The organism is Rhodococcus sp. NPDC127527 (assembly GCF_042672245.1).
In the GTDB taxonomy this organism is placed as follows: Bacteria; Actinomycetota; Actinomycetes; order Mycobacteriales; family Mycobacteriaceae; genus Rhodococcus_G.
On the sequence record NZ_JBHXVP010000024.1, the window covers coordinates 10362 to 26293 of the forward strand.

Here is a 15932-nt window from a genome sequence, read left to right on the forward strand (position 1 = left end):
GGGCTATATCCCCGCCCGGGCTGCCCGCCGGGAGGGGTAGTGCGGCGGCGTCTGACGGTGCGGGGGGCGACGGGGCTTACCCGGCGCGCGCCGTGAACTCCCCTTCGCCGCATTCATCGACGAAGGAGTCACCCATGAAGTCGTATCTGGAGCCGCCGGCACTCTCGACCGGCTCGCTCGAGGACCGGTTGGCCGTGGTCGAGGACACCCTCGCCATCCTCCGGCTCGAGGGCGCCTACTCGCCGTCCTGGGATGCCGGTGACGCCCAGGCGTGGTCGGAACTGTTCTGCGAAGACGGTGTGTTCGAGGTGGTTGCCGTCGGCGACGCCCCCGAGTTCGTCGTTCGGGGACGTGCCGAGCTGCGCCGGTTCTGCACCGAGTTCACCAGCCACACCTCGGGGATCCACCTGCTCAACACCCCGGCGATCGCCCTCGACGGTGACACCGCCTCGGCGCGAGTGCATTTCGAGTTCAGGTCGGGGTTCCAGAGCGGTGCCGAGACCAGGCACGCCCATGTCGCCGGCCACTACACCGTCGCGTACCGACGCACCGCCGAGGGCTGGCGGATCAGTCACCGCCGTGAGCAGGCGGTGCGGCGCGACCGCGGGTTCTTCTACTCGTACTGACCGTCCGGTCCACCGCACCCGTGCCCGTCCGGCTCGCGGCCGAGGGATCCGGGTGCGGTGGCCCGGTTCTCGCGTCGTCCGTCAGTCGACGACCGTCTCGCTGAACACCGGCGGATTCCCCAGGAACGGGCGGTGCGACGGCGGCCGGTTGCCGTCGACGTCGACGACCCCGAGTTCTTCACCCACCTCGGCTCCGATCAGCACCCGCCCGGACCGGTTCATCAACTCGGGGTCGCGGGCGAGGGCGTCGATGACCCGTCCGGTGAACTCGGGGGACTCCGCGGTCGCGGCCAGTCCGTCGTACGCGGCGGGGTCGGCCGCGAAAGCAGCCATGGTGCGCTCGGTCTTGAGCAGTCCCATCCACAGCGAGACCACCGCGACGTTGTACGGGCGGAAGTCGACCGCCATGTCGTGCGCCATCTTGTCGACGGCGGCCTTGCCTGCGCCGTAGGCGGGTCCGTGCATGTAGCAGGCGCCGCCGAACGACGAGGTGTTGACGACCAGGCCCTCGCCGTTCGCCGCCAGCAGCGGGCCGGCGTAGTAGCTGGAGACGTAGGTCGAGCGCATCCCGACATCCAGCACGTCCTGCAGCGACAACGGCTTCTCCCAGAACGGGCCCTTGAGGGTGAGACCGTCCGGCACGTTGAGGGCATTGTTCACGAGGATGTCCAGGCGACCCTCCTCCTGCTTGACCTGGTCGAACAGGGCCCGCACCTGATCGTCGTCGGCGTGGTCGACGATCACGGGCACGCCGACGCCGCCGCGGCGGTTGATCTCCTCCGCGGTCGCGTAGACGGTGCCGGGCAGGGGCGAGTCGCCCTCCGTTCGGGTGCGACCGGTGACGTACACCTTTGCACCGGTCGCACCCAGCGCGAGCGCAATGCCCTTGCCCGCGCCCCGGCTCGCGCCGGTCACCACCACGACTCTGTTCGCGCCCAGTCCCACGATTGCCTCCACATCTGTTGGTATGACGATTCTTTGGAGGCGCGACGGCGAGTTCCGCCGCCGTGCTCCACGTCACACCTCAGCACACAGGGCGGTGGCCGGTGCGGATATCGGACGTCCCGGTGGACGGGACGTCCACGTGGTGAGCTCAGTCGAGCGCGGACGTGTGGTTGGACTCCCACCGCTCGATGACCGGGCCGAACTCGGCGAGGAAGGACTGCACGTGCGGGGTGCTGCCGTGGTCGTCGAGGGCCTGACGGGATGCCCAGTGCTCGAAGCAGTGGAACAGCGACGGGTCGTCGAGATCCCGGTAGAACTCGTAGGTGTGGCAGCCGGGTTCGGCCAGGGTCGGGGCGACCAGGTCGCGCATGGCGCGGGCGGCTCGGTCGGCCGCGGACGGGTTCACCTTGACGCGGATGAATGCGGTGTGCACTTGTGTTCCTTCCAGGTTCCGGCGGTGTCGTCTCGATGCACTCCTGCGGGAGAACCGCCACGTCGCATCGCCTTCCGTGGCGGTCAGGTCATGGTCGCGGAGGTTCGTCCCCGCGACATCCCGGTCTCCCGCTGCGCGGGAGCGCTGGTGGCCGCCGACCGGCGCCGCGCCTAGCGTCCACTGCAGACGTGGAAGGGGACATCGATGTCTCGTATGCAGGGCAAGGTCGCACTCGTGACCGGTGCCGGAAATGGGATGGGGCGCGCCCACTGTGTCCGGCTGGCCGCCGAGGGAGCCGACATCATCGCGCTGGATCTGCCGAGCGCCGAGGCGGACCTCGCCGAGACCTGCCGACTGGTCGGCGAGCACGGTCGTCGCGCGGTTCCCGCGGGCGCGGACGTCCGCGATCTCGCCGCCGTGCAGGCCGGAGTGGATCGCGGCGTGGACGAGTTCGGCCGCCTCGACGTGGTCGTCGCGAACGCGGGCATCTGCGACAACCCCGGGCCGGCCTGGACCATCGACGAGTCGGTGTGGCAGCGCTCGCTGGACGTGAACCTCACCGGGGCCTGGCACACGATCAAGGCCGCGGTACCGGCGATCGGCGCGGACGGCGGGTCCGTGGTGATCGTCAGCTCCACCGCCGGTGTGAAGGCCGTCCCGGGTGCGGCGCACTACTCGGCCAGCAAGCACGCGGTGATCGGGTTGATGCGCACCCTGGCAAACGAGTTGGGTCCGCGGTCGATTCGGGTCAACGCCCTGCTGCCGGGTGCGGTCGGCACCAAGATGACGCTGAACCCGGCGACCTTTTCCCGGCTGCGGCCGGATCTCGAGAATCCCACCGCCGAGGACGTGATGGAGGTGCTCTCGCGCAACCACCTGCTCCCGGTGCCGTGGGTCGAGTCGGAGGACGTCAGCAACGCACTGCTGTTCCTCGTCTCCGACGACGCCCGGTACATCACCGGAACCCAGCTGGTGGTCGACGCCGGCCTGACGCAGAAGGTGTGACCATGAGTGGACGGGTAGCAGGCAAGGTCGCGCTGGTCACCGGCGCGGCCCGCGGCATCGGGCGAGCGCAGGCGCTGCGCTTCGCGCAGGAGGGTGCCGACGTGATCGCGGTCGACGTGTGCGGTCCGGTCGAGACCGTGATCATCCCGCCGGCGAGTCCGGAGGATCTCGCCGAGACGGCGCGGCTGGTGCGCGAAACGGGAAGGCGCATAGAGACGTTCGAGGTCGACGTGCGTGAGCGGGCACCGTTCGCGGCGGCCGTGGACGCGGGTGTTGCCGCGCTCGGCGGACTCGACATCGTGTGTGCGACGGCGGGTATCACCTCGTCGGCGCCCGCGATCGACCTCGATGAGCAGACCTGGAACACCATGCTCGACGTGAATCTCACCGGCGTGTGGCAGACCTGCGCGGTCTCGGCGCCGCACCTGATCGAGCGGGGCGGCGGATCGATCGTGCTGACCAGCTCGATCGCCGGGCTGCGCGGCCTGGTCGGCGTCGCGCACTACACGGCGGCCAAGCACGGTGTCGTCGGGCTGATGCGGTCGCTGGCGAAGGAACTTGCGCCGCACCGGGTCCGGGTCAACACGGTGCATCCGACGAACGTGGACACCACGATGATCCAGAACGACATGGTGCGGTCCAAGTTCCGTCCGGACCTGGACCGGCCGCCGACCCGCGAGGAGTTCGCCGAGTCGGCCAAGTCGATGAACCTGCTCGACATCCCGTGGGTGCAGCCCGTCGACATCGCCAACGCGTCGCTGTTCCTGGCATCCGACGAGGCTCGCTACATCACCTCCGTGTCGCTTCCCGTGGACGCCGGCAGCACCACGCGCTGACCCGACATGGCTGACGAGAAGGTGTACGTGATCGACCGCGTGGTCACCCGGCCCGGTCGCGCCCGGGAGTTCGTCGACGCGTACCTCGCCGAGTACGCGCCGGGCGCGCGGCAGCGCGGGATGACCCTCGAGCACGTGTTGGTCAGCCCGCCGATCTGGTTCGACGACGAGTCGAACACCGTCACCGTCACCTGGGCGCTCGACGGCGCCGACGCCTGGTGGCGGATGACCTGGCAGGGGCGCCCGGACCCCGCCCTGGGGCAGTGGTGGGCGAAGATGGACGAACTGGTCGTGGAGCGTTCCCGGTCGATGGCGTCCGCCGCGGAGGACGTGGACGGGTTGTCCGATGTTTAAGGTCACCAAGCTGATTCACTTCCGCGAGGACGTCGACCACGCGGCGCGGTCGCGGTTCGCCGAACGTCTGCGTGGCGCCTGCGACGCGGCGGGCGCCCGCCGGACACTGGTCGAGCCGACGCTCGCGGGGGTACGCAACGGCGGCGACCTGATCGCGCACCTCCAGTTCGACGACGACCGGCGGTGGCGTTCCGCGGAGTCGGGCGTCGTGGCGGCCGTCGACCCCGCGGTCGTCGCGCACGTGGACGGCGTCGAGTACGTCGGCGAAGCGGCGGGCGGGACCGAGTCCGGAGCGGTCGGGGGCGTGTACCGGACGCTGTTGCTCCGGGTGAGTCCAGAGGCCTCGGCCGCCGTGGTCGAACGGTTCGAGGCCGACCTGCTGCGGATGCCCCGCTACCTTCCCTCGATGCGCGCGTGGCAGCTGAGCCGGGTGCGGCGAGCGGAGGGCGCCTCGCCGTGGACTCACGTGTGGGAACAGGAGTTCGCCGACCTCGACGCGCTGACGGGTAGCTACCTCGCGCACCCGGTGCACTGGGCCCACGTCGACCGGTGGTTCGACCCGGAATGCCCGGACATCATCGTTCGGGACCGGGTGTGCCACAGCTTCTGCGCGCTCGACCAGCCGGTCGTCTAGGTCAGCCGACCTGGATGGACCCGGCGGGCGTTCCGGTGTCGACCAGGGCGCGGACGGTGGCCCGCACCATCGCGGGCGACCCCACCACCAGCACCTGGTGGTCCTTGTACGCGCCGTACGAGCTGACCACGTCGGCGAGGGTGCCCTGGATGAGGAAGTCCTCGCCGAACCCGATGTCGACGCGGGTGCGCTCGTGCCACTCGTCGGCAAAGTCGGGGTCGGTGACCTCCTCGACGACGGGAATCACCGTGAGCCAGTCCAACTGCTGATCGAGGATCCACAACATGTCCGAGGCGTACAGGTCACGCGGGTACCGGCCACCCACGAACAGGTAGACCCGCGGCGGGTCCTGCCGCTGGGCGAGGTCGAGCACCAGCGCGCGCAGCGGCGCCAACCCGGTTCCGCCCGCGATCATCACCACCTCGCGGGCCGTCGGGTCGACCGACAGCCGCCCGGTCGGCGCGTCGATCTGCCAGCGGTCACCGACGGCGGTGTCCGCGACGATCGCGCCGCTCATCCAGCCGGCGGGCACCGTGCGGATGTGGAACTCGAGCTTGCCGTCGAGCGAGGGCGGCAGGGCCGGGGAGTACCTGCGACTGACGTTGGGGTTCTGCGGCACGGTCACCGCGACCGACTGGCCGGCGGTGAACGGCACGAACTCGCCCTCGAGCCGGACGACGGCCAGGTCCTGGCGCAGCCGATGGTGCTGGACCACGGTCGCGGTCCACAGGTCCTGCTGCTGGTCGTCCTCGGTCTGCATGAGAGCAGAGCCTAGTCGGAAAACGATGCCTGGCAGCGCAAACGACATTGCTACTAGAACATGTGTCAGTTCTCGATCTAGTGTGTGAGTCACACCACGCGAGGCCGACGGGCCTCGAACGATCTCAGAGCGGAGAACACATGACCACGGACGAGCTCGCCGACCTGCACCGCCCGCAGTTCCTGGCGGACCTGCTGATCACCGCGCTCGACCGCAACGCCGACCGTCCCGCGCTCTACCTCGGCGACGTCGTGCTCACCGGCGGCCAGATGCGGGACCAGATCAGCAGCTTCTCGCAGGCGCTCGCCTCCCTCGGCATCGGCAAGGGCTCCACCGTCGCGATGCTCTCGAAGAACCGTCCCGAGGTGCTCATCAGCGTCGGCTCGCAGATGATCCTCGGCTGCCGCAACACCGCCCTCGCGCCGATGGGCTCGATCGACGACCACGCCTACATCCTCGGGGATGCCGGGATCGAGACGCTGATCTTCGATCCGACCTCGTTCGAGGGCCGGGCCGCCGAACTCGAGGCTGCCGTCCCGACGCTGAAGAACTTCTTCTCCCTCGGCCCGTCCGAGGTGGGCATCGACATCCTCGCCCTGGCCGGGACTTTCGAGCCGAGCCGTCTGGTCGCCGCGGACGTCGACGGCGGCGACCCGTCGAGCATGGTCTACACCGGCGGCACCACCGGCAAGCCCAAGGGTGTCGTCAACACCTTCGCTTCCGGGGTGACGCTGCCGCAGATCCAGATGGCGGAGTGGCAGTTCCCCGACGAGATGCGTTTCCTCGCCTGCACCCCGCTCTCGCACGCGGGCATGGCGTTCTTCGTGCCGACCCTGCTGCGCGGCGGCTCCCTGGTGGTGCTCCCCGCGTTCGAGCCGGGTGCGGTGCTCGAGGCGATCGAGAAGTACAAGATCACCTCGACCATGCTGGTCCCGACCATGATCTACATGCTGCTCGACCACCCCGACCTGGCCACCCGCGACGTGTCGAGTCTCGAGACGCTGTTCTACGGCGCCGCCGCGATGTCCCCGACGCGGCTCGCGGAGGGCATCGAGAAGCTCGGGCCGATCTTCTTCCAGTACTTCGGCCAGAGCGAGTGCGGCATGACGATCTCGGTGCTGCGCAAGGAGGAGCACCTCGTCGACGATCTCGAGCGGCTCGCGTCCTGTGGCAGGCCGGTCCCGTGGCTCAACGTCAAGCTGCTCGACGACGACCTCAACGAGGTTCCCCAGGGCGAGCTCGGTGAGATCTGCGTGCGCGGACCGCTGGTGATGAAGGAGTACTGGAACAAGCCGGAGGAGACGGCGGAGGCGCTGCGCGGCGGCTGGCTGCACACCGGCGATATCGCCCGTGCGGACGAGGACGGCTTCCTGTTCATCGTCGACCGCAAGAAGGACATGATCGTCACCGGCGGGTTCAACGTCTTCCCGCGGGAGATCGAGGACGTCATCTCCGCGCATCCGGCGGTCGCGTCGGTCGCGGTCGTCGGTGTGCCTGACGAGAAGTGGGGCGAGGCAGTGAAGGCCTGCGTGGTGCTGCGCGACGGGCAGACCGTCGAGCCGGCAGACCTGTCCGCGATGGTCAAGGAGGCCAAGGGTGCGGTGCACGCCCCGAAGTCCGTGGACTTCGTCGACACCCTGCCGCTGACCCCGATCGGCAAGCTGGACAAGAAGGCACTGCGGGCGCGGTACTGGGAGGGCGCCGCGCGCTCGGTGTAGGCGCCGCCCGCCCGTACGCAGCAAGGCCCGCAACCGCCTGGAGGGGGTTGCGGGCCTTGCTCGTCACGCAGGTACGGCTCAGCCGCGTGCAGCCGCCAAGGTGTCGTTGAACGTCGCGCTCGGGCGCATGACCGCGGTGGTCAGGTCGGCGTCGGGCGCGTAGTAGCCGCCGATGTCGACCGGGTCGCCCTGCACGTCGTTGAGCTCACCGACGATCGCGTCCCGGTTCTTCGCGAGCGAGGCCGCGAGCGGAACGAAGTGCGCACGCAGCTCCTCGTCCTCGGTCTGCGCGGCGAGCTCCTCTGCCCAGTACATGGCCAGGTAGAACTGGCTGCCGCGGTTGTCCAGCTCACCGGTGGTACGGGACGGACCCTTGTCGTTTTCGAGCAACTTGCCGGTCGCTGCGTCGAGGGTCTTGGCCAGGACGGTCGCCTTCTTGTTGCCGGTCTTGATGCCGAGGTCCTCGAGGCTGACGGCAAGTGCGAGGAACTCGCCGAGCGAGTCCCAGCGCAGATGGTTCTCCTCCAGCAACTGCTTGACGTGTTTGGGAGCCGACCCGCCCGCGCCGGTCTCGTACAGTCCGCCGCCGGCCATCAACGGCACGATGGAGAGCATTTTCGCGCTCGTGCCCAATTCCAGGATCGGGAACAGGTCGGTGAGGTAGTCGCGCAGGATGTTGCCGGTGGCCGAGATGGTGTCGAGTCCACGGATCAGCCGCTCCATCGTGTACCTGATCGCGCGCACCTGCGACATGATCTGGATGTCGAGGCCCTCGGTATCGTGATCGGGCAGGTACTTCCTCACCTTGGCGATCAGCTCGTTCTCGTGCGGACGGTACGGATCGAGCCAGAACACGACCGGCATGCCGGAGTTGCGGGCGCGGGTGACGGCGAGCTTCACCCAGTCCTGGATGGGTTCGTCCTTGACGATGCACAGGCGCCAGATGTCGCCCTCCTCGACGTTCTGGGTGAGCAGAACCTCTCCGGTGGCGAGATCGGTGATGTTGGCGACGCCGGCCTCGGGGACCTCGAACGTCTTGTCGTGCGAGCCGTACTCCTCCGCCTTCTGCGCCATCAGGCCGACGTTCGGCACGGTGCCCATGGTGGTGGGGTCGAACGCGCCGTTGGTCTTGCAGAAGTTGATCATCTCCTGGTAGATCCGGAAGAACGTCGACTCGGGGCTCACCGCCTTGGTGTCCTTCTGCCGACCGTCGGCGCCGTACATCTTGCCGCCCGCGCGGATCATCGCGGGCATGGACGCATCGACGATGACATCGCTCGGGGAGTGGAAGTTCGAGATGCCGCGCGCCGAGTCCACCATCGCCAGCTCGGGCCGGTTCTCGTGGCACTTGTGCAGGTCGTCGACGATCTCCTCACGCTTGGATGCGGGGAGCGACTCGATCTTCGCGTAGAGGTCGGAGAGCCCGTTGTTGACGTTCACACCGAGCTCGTCGAACAGCTCGCCGTGCTTGGCGAACGCATCCTTGTAGAACACCTTCACGGCGTGCCCGAAGACGATCGGGTGCGACACCCGCATCATCGTGGCCTTGACGTGCAGGGAGAACATCATGCCCGTCTTGCGGGCGTCCTCCATCTGCTCCTCGTAGAAGTCGATGAGCGCCTTCTTGCTCATGAACATGCTGTCGATGACGTCGCCGTCGGTGAGTGACACCTTCGGCTTGAGGACGACGGTCTTGCCGCTGGTGGTCAGCAGCTCCATCTTCACCTCGCGATCGCCGTCGACGGTCATCGACTTCTCGCCGTGGTAGAAGTCGCCGTGCCGCATGTGGGCGACGTGCGTGCGCGATGCCGGCGACCATTCGCCCATGCTGTGCGGATGCGTGCGGGCGTACTCCTTGACCGCCCTGGGTGCGCGGCGGTCCGAGTTGCCCTCGCGAAGGACGGGGTTCACCGCGCTGCCCAGGCACTTGGTGTACCGGTCCTTGATCGCGGTTTCCTCGTCCGACTTCGGGTTCTCCGGGTAGTCCGGGACGGCGAAGCCGTGCGCCTGGAGTTCCTTGATGGCCGCGAGCAGCTGCGGGACCGAGGCACTGATGTTCGGCAGTTTGATGATGTTCGTGTCGGGCAGCTGCGTGAGCCGGCCCAGTTCGGCCAGGTTGTCCGGCACTCGTTGCGCTTCGGTCAGGTGGTCGCCGAACTCGGCGAGGATGCGGGCGGCGACGGAGATGTCGCAGGTCTCGACGTTGATCCCGGCTGCCTCGGCGAATGTCTCGATCACTGGCAGGAAGGCGTACGTGGCGAGCATCGGCGCTTCATCGGTCAGCGTGTAGATGATGGTTGGTTGTTCCACGCTCATATTTTTTTCATTGCTCCGATATCGGCTAGGCGCGTTCTGTGTTCGCGTCTCATCTGAGCCACGGTGTGGTTGTAGTGGCACCTATCCTCCTACCACGCCGTGTGTGTTGTTCGCGACGTTCTTCTCAGGCTGGGGGTGCGAGACCGGCCACAGCCGGCCTGCGGAGTCGAATGGACTGGACCCGATGTACCGCCCGCCGACCTCATCCGTGCCGGGTCTGGAGGCGGCGCCGGGGACCGGGTCGGCCCTTCCGCGGCGGATCCGGCGTAGCGTCGCGGCATGGCGACCTACGTGCTACTCCACGGTGCCGGCTCGGACTCCGCCTACTGGCAGTTCGTCGCTCCGCGGTTGCGTGCGCTCGGGCACGAGGTACTGGCGCCGGACCTGCCGTGCGACGACGACACGGCCGGACTGTCCGAGTACGCCGACGTGGTGGTCGATGTGGTCGGCGACCGGACCGGTCTGATCCTGGTCGCTCAGTCGATGGCGGGACTTCTCGTCCCGCTGGTGTGCTCCCGGATCTCGGTCCGGCTGGCGGTCCTGGTGGCGGCGATGGTCCCGGTCGAGGGGGAGTCGCCCGGCGACTGGTGGGCGAACACCGGCCAGGGGTCCGCGCGACGCGAGCTGGACGAACGGGAGGGCCGTGACCCCGATGCCGAATTCGATCCGGTGACAACGTTCCTGCACGACCTACCGCGGGACGTGCTGACCGCGGCGTTGGCGGACGGTGCGCGCAGGCAGTCCGACACCCCTTTCGAGCAGCGACTGCCGATGCCGGCCTGGCCGGACGTCCCGACCCGATTTCTGTTGTGCCTGGGCGACCGCTTCCTCCCCGCAGCCTTCCAGCGTCGGATGGCGCGTGAGCGACTCGGCATCGTCCCCGACGAGATGGACGGCGGACACCTGCCGGCGCTGGCGCGCCCGGAGGAGTTGGCGGAGCGGCTCGAGGCCTACCGGATGACCGTCGGCTGACCCGCGCTCAGGCGGCGAGCCTGCCGAATCCGACCACGGCCGAATCGGACGTCCAGTCCAGGTCGTGCACCCGGATCCGGCCGAACTCGTTGCCGCCCACCGTCGTGGCGGTGTCCCCGTCGACCGCCACGACGATGTTGGTGTGCTGGCCCACCCAGCTGCTGTTGTCGTAGAGCACGACGTCGCCGACGACGGGACGGTAGCCCTCGCCCGCCTTCTCGAATCGGCCCTGCGATGAGTAGTACTCCTGCAGCGTGTACACGCCGGGGATCCGCCAGTGCCCGGAGTTCGGGTTCGACAGCGGGAGATCGGCCTCCCGCATGATCCAGCTGACGAAGTCGGCGCACCACGGTTCCTCGGTGCCCTCGGAGTAGAAGGTGCCGGGGCGTTGCGCGCGATGCTCGGCGTCGAGGATATCGACGATCCGCGCCTGCGGCGCCGACAGCTCGCCTCGGTCCACGGTCGGGAAGTCGGCGGTGTCCCAGGGCAGATACCGGCTCGGCGCCAGCCACAGCACGCCGGTCGCCACCACCGCGACCGCCGCCGCCGCGGCCGTCACCCAGAGGAGGGGACGGCGGCGACGGGGCTGCGGCGGCGTGGTCATGGCATCGAAGGTAGCGGGCATCGGCACGGCTCGGTTGCGAGTGCTCGTTGGCCTCGGGGCGTCAGTCGGGGTCGGGTCCGTTGCTCGCGGCGGCCGGCCGTGGCTCCGCGGTGCGCCGCATGCGGAACGAGTTGAGCACACCGAGCAGACCCGCCAGGGCCGGGACGAGCAGCGCAACCTGCAGGGCGACGGGGCGCGCGTCGGTGTTGATCCGGATGATCTCGTCCTGGATGTGCGGGGGTTGGCCCACGAGCAACGCGTCCAGTTCGGTATTGCTCATCACCTCCGCGTTGTCCTGGAGCACCTGCGCCACCTGCTGCTGTTCGGCAGGCGGTAGTACGGAACTCGACTGCGCCATCGAGGTGAACGTGGTCGACAGCGTCGCCAGCATGATGGCCCCGGCGAACGCCAGTCCGAACGACAGTCCGAACGACCCGGCCGCGGAGTTGGTGCCGGCGGCCTCGCTGACCCGCTCCTCCGAGATCGGCGCGAGCGTGTAGTTGTTCAGCTGCGACACCAGCAACCCCAGCCCCGAACCCGCAACGACCAGGGGAGCCAGCAGAGCCCACCCGAACTCCGCCCGGGGAACGAGGGGGATCAGGGCCACGATCCCGAAGGTGACGAGCGCGAACCCCCACAGGACGATGCTGCTCGGGCGCCGATCGCCGGCCCTCCTCCCCGCGAGAATCGCGACGGCGAACATGCTCAGCGACAGGGGTGCGAGGGACAGGCCCGCCTGCATCGCGTTGTACTCGAGCACCATCTGCAGGTAGATCGGCAGCGCGATCATCGTGCCGCCCAGGGCGATCTGCTGGAGCGTCTGCTGGGAGACGCCCAACCTGAAGACCTTGGACCGGAACAGATCCGGGTCCAGCAGCGTCGGCTCGCCGCGCCGCTTGCGTCGTACGAGCCAGAATGCCAGCCCAGCCAGGGCGACCGCGCCACCGACGAGCAGCGCGGCAACGGCTTCGCCGCCTTCCTGCCACACCAGGATTCCCAGCACGATGCCGCCCATGCCCAGAACCGAGAGCGCCGCGCCCACCGCGTCGATTCCGCGAGGTCCCGTGTAGGGCACGTCGCGGACGAGGCCGATCCCGGACAGCACGATCGCGATGACCACCACCTCGAGCAGGAACGCGATCCGCCACGACAGGTAGGTCGTGATGAAGCCTCCGAGCAGCGGCCCGACGGCAGCGGCGATCGCGGCCGCCGCACCGATCAGGGCGTAGACCTTCTTCTGGGCGCCGCCTTCGAAGTTTCCGTGCACCAGAGACTGCATCGCGGGTAACAGGAGTGAAGCGCCGATGCCGCCCAGCACCGCCCAGAAGACGATGATCGCTGTCAGGCTCTGCGCCAGTGTCATTGCCGCGGCGCCCGCGGCGTAGCCGAGCAGGCCCAGCACGTAGGCGCGCTTACGCCCGACGAGGTCACCGACCTTGCTGCCGATCAGGATGAACGCCGCTGACACCAGTGCCTCGAGCGCAATCGCCGCCTGGACCCCGCTGACAGTGGTGTCGAGATCGCGAACCACCGACGAGATGGACACGTTCATCAGCGACGTGTCCACGACGAGCACGAACATCGCCATTGCGAGCAGCAGCGCGAGCACGCGTTGGGAACGCGCGAGTGGCGCGGAATCGCCGGTACCCGGTCCTTCGCTCACGGCAGGCCCACCTCGGCAGTCGCGAGTTTTCCGGGCGGTGTCTCCGCATTCGCCGCTGCGATCAGAAGACTATCGCGCGGCTGTAACCAGCATCACCACATCCGTCCCAAGTTTCTCAAACTTGAGCGGAACAGACTCAACCTTCTGGGCGTTGGTGAAGGTGACAGCGCCGAGCGGCCATGCCTAGGCTCGGCAGTGACATCTCCCGTCGCTGCGCTCGCAGCCGACGACCTATGTCTTCCGAAGGGGTGACCAGTGGACTCGTTCTCTCCGACCACCAAGACTCAGGCGGCCATGTCTGCCGCCCTGCAGTCCGCGTCCGCCGCCGGCAACCCGGACATCCGTCCGGCGCACCTGCTCGCGGCGCTGCTCGACCAGACCGACGGCATCGCGGCGCCGCTGCTCAAGGCCGTCGGCGTAGACCCGACCGCCGTGCACCGCGAGGCGCAGACGATGGTGGACCGGCTGCCGAAGGCCACCGGCGCCACCACCACGCCGCAGTTGGGGCGCGAGGCGCTGGCCGCGCTGACCGCGGCGCAGCAGCTGGCGACCGAACTCGACGACGAGTACGTCTCCACCGAGCACGTGCTGGTCGGTCTCGCGTCGGGGGACTCCGATGTCGCGAAACTCCTTGTCGGGCACGGCGCCACGCCGCAGGCGCTGCGGGACGCCTTCACCGCGGTGCGGGGCAGCGCCCGGGTGACGAGTCCGGATCCGGAGGGGACGTACCAGGCGCTCGAGAAGTACAGCACCGACCTCACCGAGGCCGCCCGCGCGGGCAAGCTCGACCCGGTGATCGGCCGCGACACCGAGATCCGGCGCGTCGTACAGGTTCTCAGCCGTCGCACCAAGAACAACCCGGTGCTCATCGGCGAGCCCGGCGTCGGCAAGACCGCGATCGTCGAGGGCCTCGCCCAGCGGATCGTGGCGGGCGACGTCCCGGAGTCGTTGCGCGGCAAGACGGTCATCTCCCTCGACCTCGGTTCGATGGTCGCGGGCGCGAAGTACCGCGGCGAGTTCGAGGAGCGGCTCAAGGCCGTTCTCGACGACATCAAGAACTCGGCCGGTCAGGTCATCACCTTCATCGACGAGCTGCACACCATCGTCGGTGCGGGCGCGACCGGCGAGTCGGCGATGGACGCGGGCAACATGATCAAGCCGATGCTGGCCCGCGGCGAACTGCGCCTGGTCGGCGCGACCACCCTCGAGGAGTACCGCAAGTACATCGAGAAGGACGCGGCCCTCGAGCGCCGGTTCCAGCAGGTGCTGGTCGGCGAGCCGTCCGTCGAGGACACCGTCGGCATCCTGCGCGGGCTCAAGGAGCGCTACGAGGTGCACCACGGTGTGCGCATCACCGACTCCGCGCTCGTCGCGGCGGCGACGCTGTCGGACCGCTACATCACCTCGAGGTTCCTGCCGGACAAGGCGATCGACCTCGTGGACGAGGCCGCGTCTCGGCTGCGGATGGAGATCGACTCGCGGCCAGTCGAGATCGACGAGGTCGAGCGCACCGTCCGGCGGCTCGAGATCGAGGAGATGGCACTGGCGAAGGAGACCGACGAGGCCTCCAAGGCGCGGCTCGAGAAGCTGCGTCAGGAACTCGCCGACGACCGGGAGAAGCTGAACCAGCTCAGCACCCGCTGGCAGAACGAGAAGTCGGCGATCGACTCCGTCCGCGAGATCAAGGAGCAGCTGGAATCGCTTCGCGGTGAATCGGATCGGGCCGAGCGGGACGGCGACCTGGGCAAGGCCGCCGAGCTGCGCTACGGGCGGATCCCCGAGTTGGAGAAGCGGCTCGACGCGGCGGTCGAGGCGTCCGGCGGTGCCAGCGACGGCGACGTGATGCTCAAGGAGGAGGTCGGGCCGGACGACGTCGCGGACGTGGTGTCGGCGTGGACCGGCATCCCGGCCGGCCGGATGATGGAGGGCGAGACCGCCAAGCTGCTGCGGATGGAGTCCGAACTCGGCAAGCGGGTGGTCGGGCAGGCCGAGGCCGTGCAGGCGGTGTCCGACGCGGTGCGCCGCGCCCGCGCCGGCGTGGCGGATCCGAACCGGCCGACCGGCTCGTTCCTGTTCCTCGGACCGACCGGCGTCGGCAAGACGGAACTCGCGAAGGCGTTGGCGGACTTCCTGTTCGACGACGAACGGGCGATGGTGCGGATCGACATGTCCGAGTACGGCGAGAAGCACTCGGTTGCCCGGCTCGTCGGTGCGCCGCCCGGGTACGTCGGCTACGAGGCGGGTGGGCAGCTCACCGAGGCGGTGCGCAGGCGTCCGTACACCGTGGTGCTGTTCGACGAGGTGGAGAAGGCGCACCCCGACGTGTTCGACATCCTGCTCGCCGTCCTCGACGAGGGACGCCTGACCGACGGTCAGGGCCGGACGGTGGACTTCCGCAACACCATCCTGATCCTGACCTCCAACCTCGGTGCCGGCGGCACCAAGGAGCAGGTGATGGAGGCGGTGCGGCACGCGTTCAAGCCGGAGTTCATCAACCGGCTCGACGACGTGGTGATCTTCGATCCGCTCTCCGAGGAGCAGCTCGAGTCCATCGTCGACATCCAGCTCGGCCAGCTGGCGAAGCGGCTCGCCGCGAGGCGCCTGACGCTGGAGGTCTCGCAGCCGGCGAAGGCGTGGCTGGCCAAGCGTGGCTACGACCCGCTCTACGGGGCGCGCCCGCTGCGCAGGCTCGTGCAGCAGGCGATCGGTGACCAGCTGGCAAAGCTGTTGCTGGCCGGTGAGATTCACGACGGCGACACGGTGCCGGTGAACGTCTCCGTCGACGGCGAGGGACTGGTGCTCGGATAACGCAACGGCGGGATCGTCATGTTTCGGTGACGATCCCGCCGTCGTGTGGAGATGCCACAGGCGCGTGGTCCGGGAGGGGATCCGACGGACCGCGCGCCTGCGTCTTTCAGCAACCCGACTCTGGCTCGTGAGGGGCGAGGCCGTGTTTCGGTCGGGTGCGTTTGGGGTGGGGCGGATCAGCCGAGGCTGAAGGGCTGTCCCCACAGGGTGACGGTGCTCTGCACGTTCGCGGTGCTGACGATGACCTTGACGTAGCTG

General features: G+C 68.7%; 15 protein-coding genes. 8 read left to right on the top strand and 7 right to left on the bottom strand.

Going from position 1 to position 15932, the window contains the following annotated elements; all coding sequences use genetic code 11:
- Positions 1-134 precede the first annotated feature (134 nt).
- The gene (locus ACFVH2_RS24350) at positions 135-626 is read left to right on the top strand and encodes a nuclear transport factor 2 family protein (protein ID WP_378428118.1); all 492 of its coding nucleotides are present in this window, start codon (positions 135-137) and stop codon (positions 624-626) included.
- Between the two features lie 81 nt (positions 627-707).
- Here the strand turns inward: ACFVH2_RS24350 and ACFVH2_RS24355 are convergent, their stop codons facing one another.
- Together ACFVH2_RS24355 and ACFVH2_RS24360 are read right to left on the bottom strand one after the other, a co-directional pair.
- On the bottom strand, positions 708-1571 hold the full coding sequence (locus ACFVH2_RS24355; RefSeq protein ID WP_378428120.1) for an SDR family NAD(P)-dependent oxidoreductase: 864 nt from the start codon (positions 1569-1571) through the stop codon (positions 708-710).
- Between the two features lie 148 nt (positions 1572-1719).
- The gene (locus ACFVH2_RS24360) at positions 1720-2004 is read right to left on the bottom strand and encodes a putative quinol monooxygenase (RefSeq protein ID WP_378428122.1); all 285 of its coding nucleotides are present in this window, start codon (positions 2002-2004) and stop codon (positions 1720-1722) included.
- Positions 2005-2208: 204 nt separating this feature from the next.
- Here ACFVH2_RS24360 and ACFVH2_RS24365 point away from each other — a divergent pair, with 204 nt between their 5' ends.
- Genes ACFVH2_RS24365 through ACFVH2_RS24380 form a run of 4 tightly spaced genes read left to right on the top strand, consistent with a single transcriptional unit; the run spans position 2209 to position 4833 of the window.
- Entirely contained in the window at positions 2209-3009 is an 801-nt protein-coding gene (locus ACFVH2_RS24365) for a mycofactocin-coupled SDR family oxidoreductase (protein ID WP_378428123.1), read from the top strand.
- Positions 3010-3011: 2 nt separating this feature from the next.
- On the top strand, positions 3012-3845 hold the full coding sequence (locus ACFVH2_RS24370) for a mycofactocin-coupled SDR family oxidoreductase (protein WP_378428125.1): 834 nt from the start codon (positions 3012-3014) through the stop codon (positions 3843-3845).
- A 6-nt stretch (positions 3846-3851) separates the two neighbouring features.
- Positions 3852-4199, top strand: coding sequence for a hypothetical protein (locus ACFVH2_RS24375; protein WP_378428126.1), 348 nt, complete (start codon positions 3852-3854; stop codon positions 4197-4199).
- Positions 4192-4833 carry a Dabb family protein gene (locus ACFVH2_RS24380; protein WP_378428128.1) on the top strand — a complete coding sequence of 214 codons (642 nt, stop codon included), beginning with the start codon at positions 4192-4194 and terminating at the stop codon, positions 4831-4833. Before ACFVH2_RS24375 ends, ACFVH2_RS24380 begins: the two co-directional genes overlap by 8 nt.
- Position 4834: 1 nt before the next feature.
- On the opposite strand, the gene ACFVH2_RS24385 is transcribed toward ACFVH2_RS24380, so the two are convergent.
- Entirely contained in the window at positions 4835-5593 is a 759-nt protein-coding gene (locus ACFVH2_RS24385; RefSeq protein ID WP_378428130.1) for an FAD-binding oxidoreductase, read from the bottom strand.
- A gap of 140 nt (positions 5594-5733) precedes the next feature.
- Between ACFVH2_RS24385 and ACFVH2_RS24390 the strand changes: the two genes are divergently transcribed.
- Positions 5734-7311 carry an AMP-binding protein gene (locus ACFVH2_RS24390; protein WP_378428132.1) on the top strand — a complete coding sequence of 526 codons (1578 nt, stop codon included), beginning with the start codon at positions 5734-5736 and terminating at the stop codon, positions 7309-7311.
- A gap of 78 nt (positions 7312-7389) precedes the next feature.
- On the opposite strand, the gene ACFVH2_RS24395 is transcribed toward ACFVH2_RS24390, so the two are convergent.
- Positions 7390-9627, bottom strand: a complete 2238-nt coding sequence (locus tag ACFVH2_RS24395) for an NADP-dependent isocitrate dehydrogenase (protein ID WP_378428134.1) — start codon at positions 9625-9627, stop codon at positions 7390-7392.
- A 279-nt stretch (positions 9628-9906) separates the two neighbouring features.
- Between ACFVH2_RS24395 and ACFVH2_RS24400 the strand changes: the two genes are divergently transcribed.
- Positions 9907-10599: an alpha/beta hydrolase gene (locus tag ACFVH2_RS24400; RefSeq protein WP_378428136.1), complete on the top strand. Its 693-nt coding sequence runs from the start codon at positions 9907-9909 to the stop codon at positions 10597-10599.
- Positions 10600-10606: 7 nt separating this feature from the next.
- Here ACFVH2_RS24400 and ACFVH2_RS24405 read toward each other — a convergent pair whose 3' ends face one another.
- Positions 10607-11203: a CHAP domain-containing protein gene (locus ACFVH2_RS24405; RefSeq protein WP_378428137.1), complete on the bottom strand. Its 597-nt coding sequence runs from the start codon at positions 11201-11203 to the stop codon at positions 10607-10609.
- A 61-nt stretch (positions 11204-11264) separates the two neighbouring features.
- Positions 11265-12866: an MFS transporter gene (locus tag ACFVH2_RS24410; protein ID WP_378428139.1), complete on the bottom strand. Its 1602-nt coding sequence runs from the start codon at positions 12864-12866 to the stop codon at positions 11265-11267.
- A gap of 255 nt (positions 12867-13121) precedes the next feature.
- On the opposite strand from ACFVH2_RS24410, the gene clpB reads away from it, so the two are divergent.
- Entirely contained in the window at positions 13122-15674 is a 2553-nt protein-coding gene (clpB, locus tag ACFVH2_RS24415; RefSeq protein WP_378428141.1) for an ATP-dependent chaperone ClpB, read from the top strand.
- A gap of 176 nt (positions 15675-15850) precedes the next feature.
- Here the strand turns inward: clpB and ACFVH2_RS24420 are convergent.
- Positions 15851-15932 (bottom strand): MspA family porin (locus ACFVH2_RS24420; protein ID WP_378428147.1); only part of this gene is annotated, 82 nt, incomplete at its 5' end.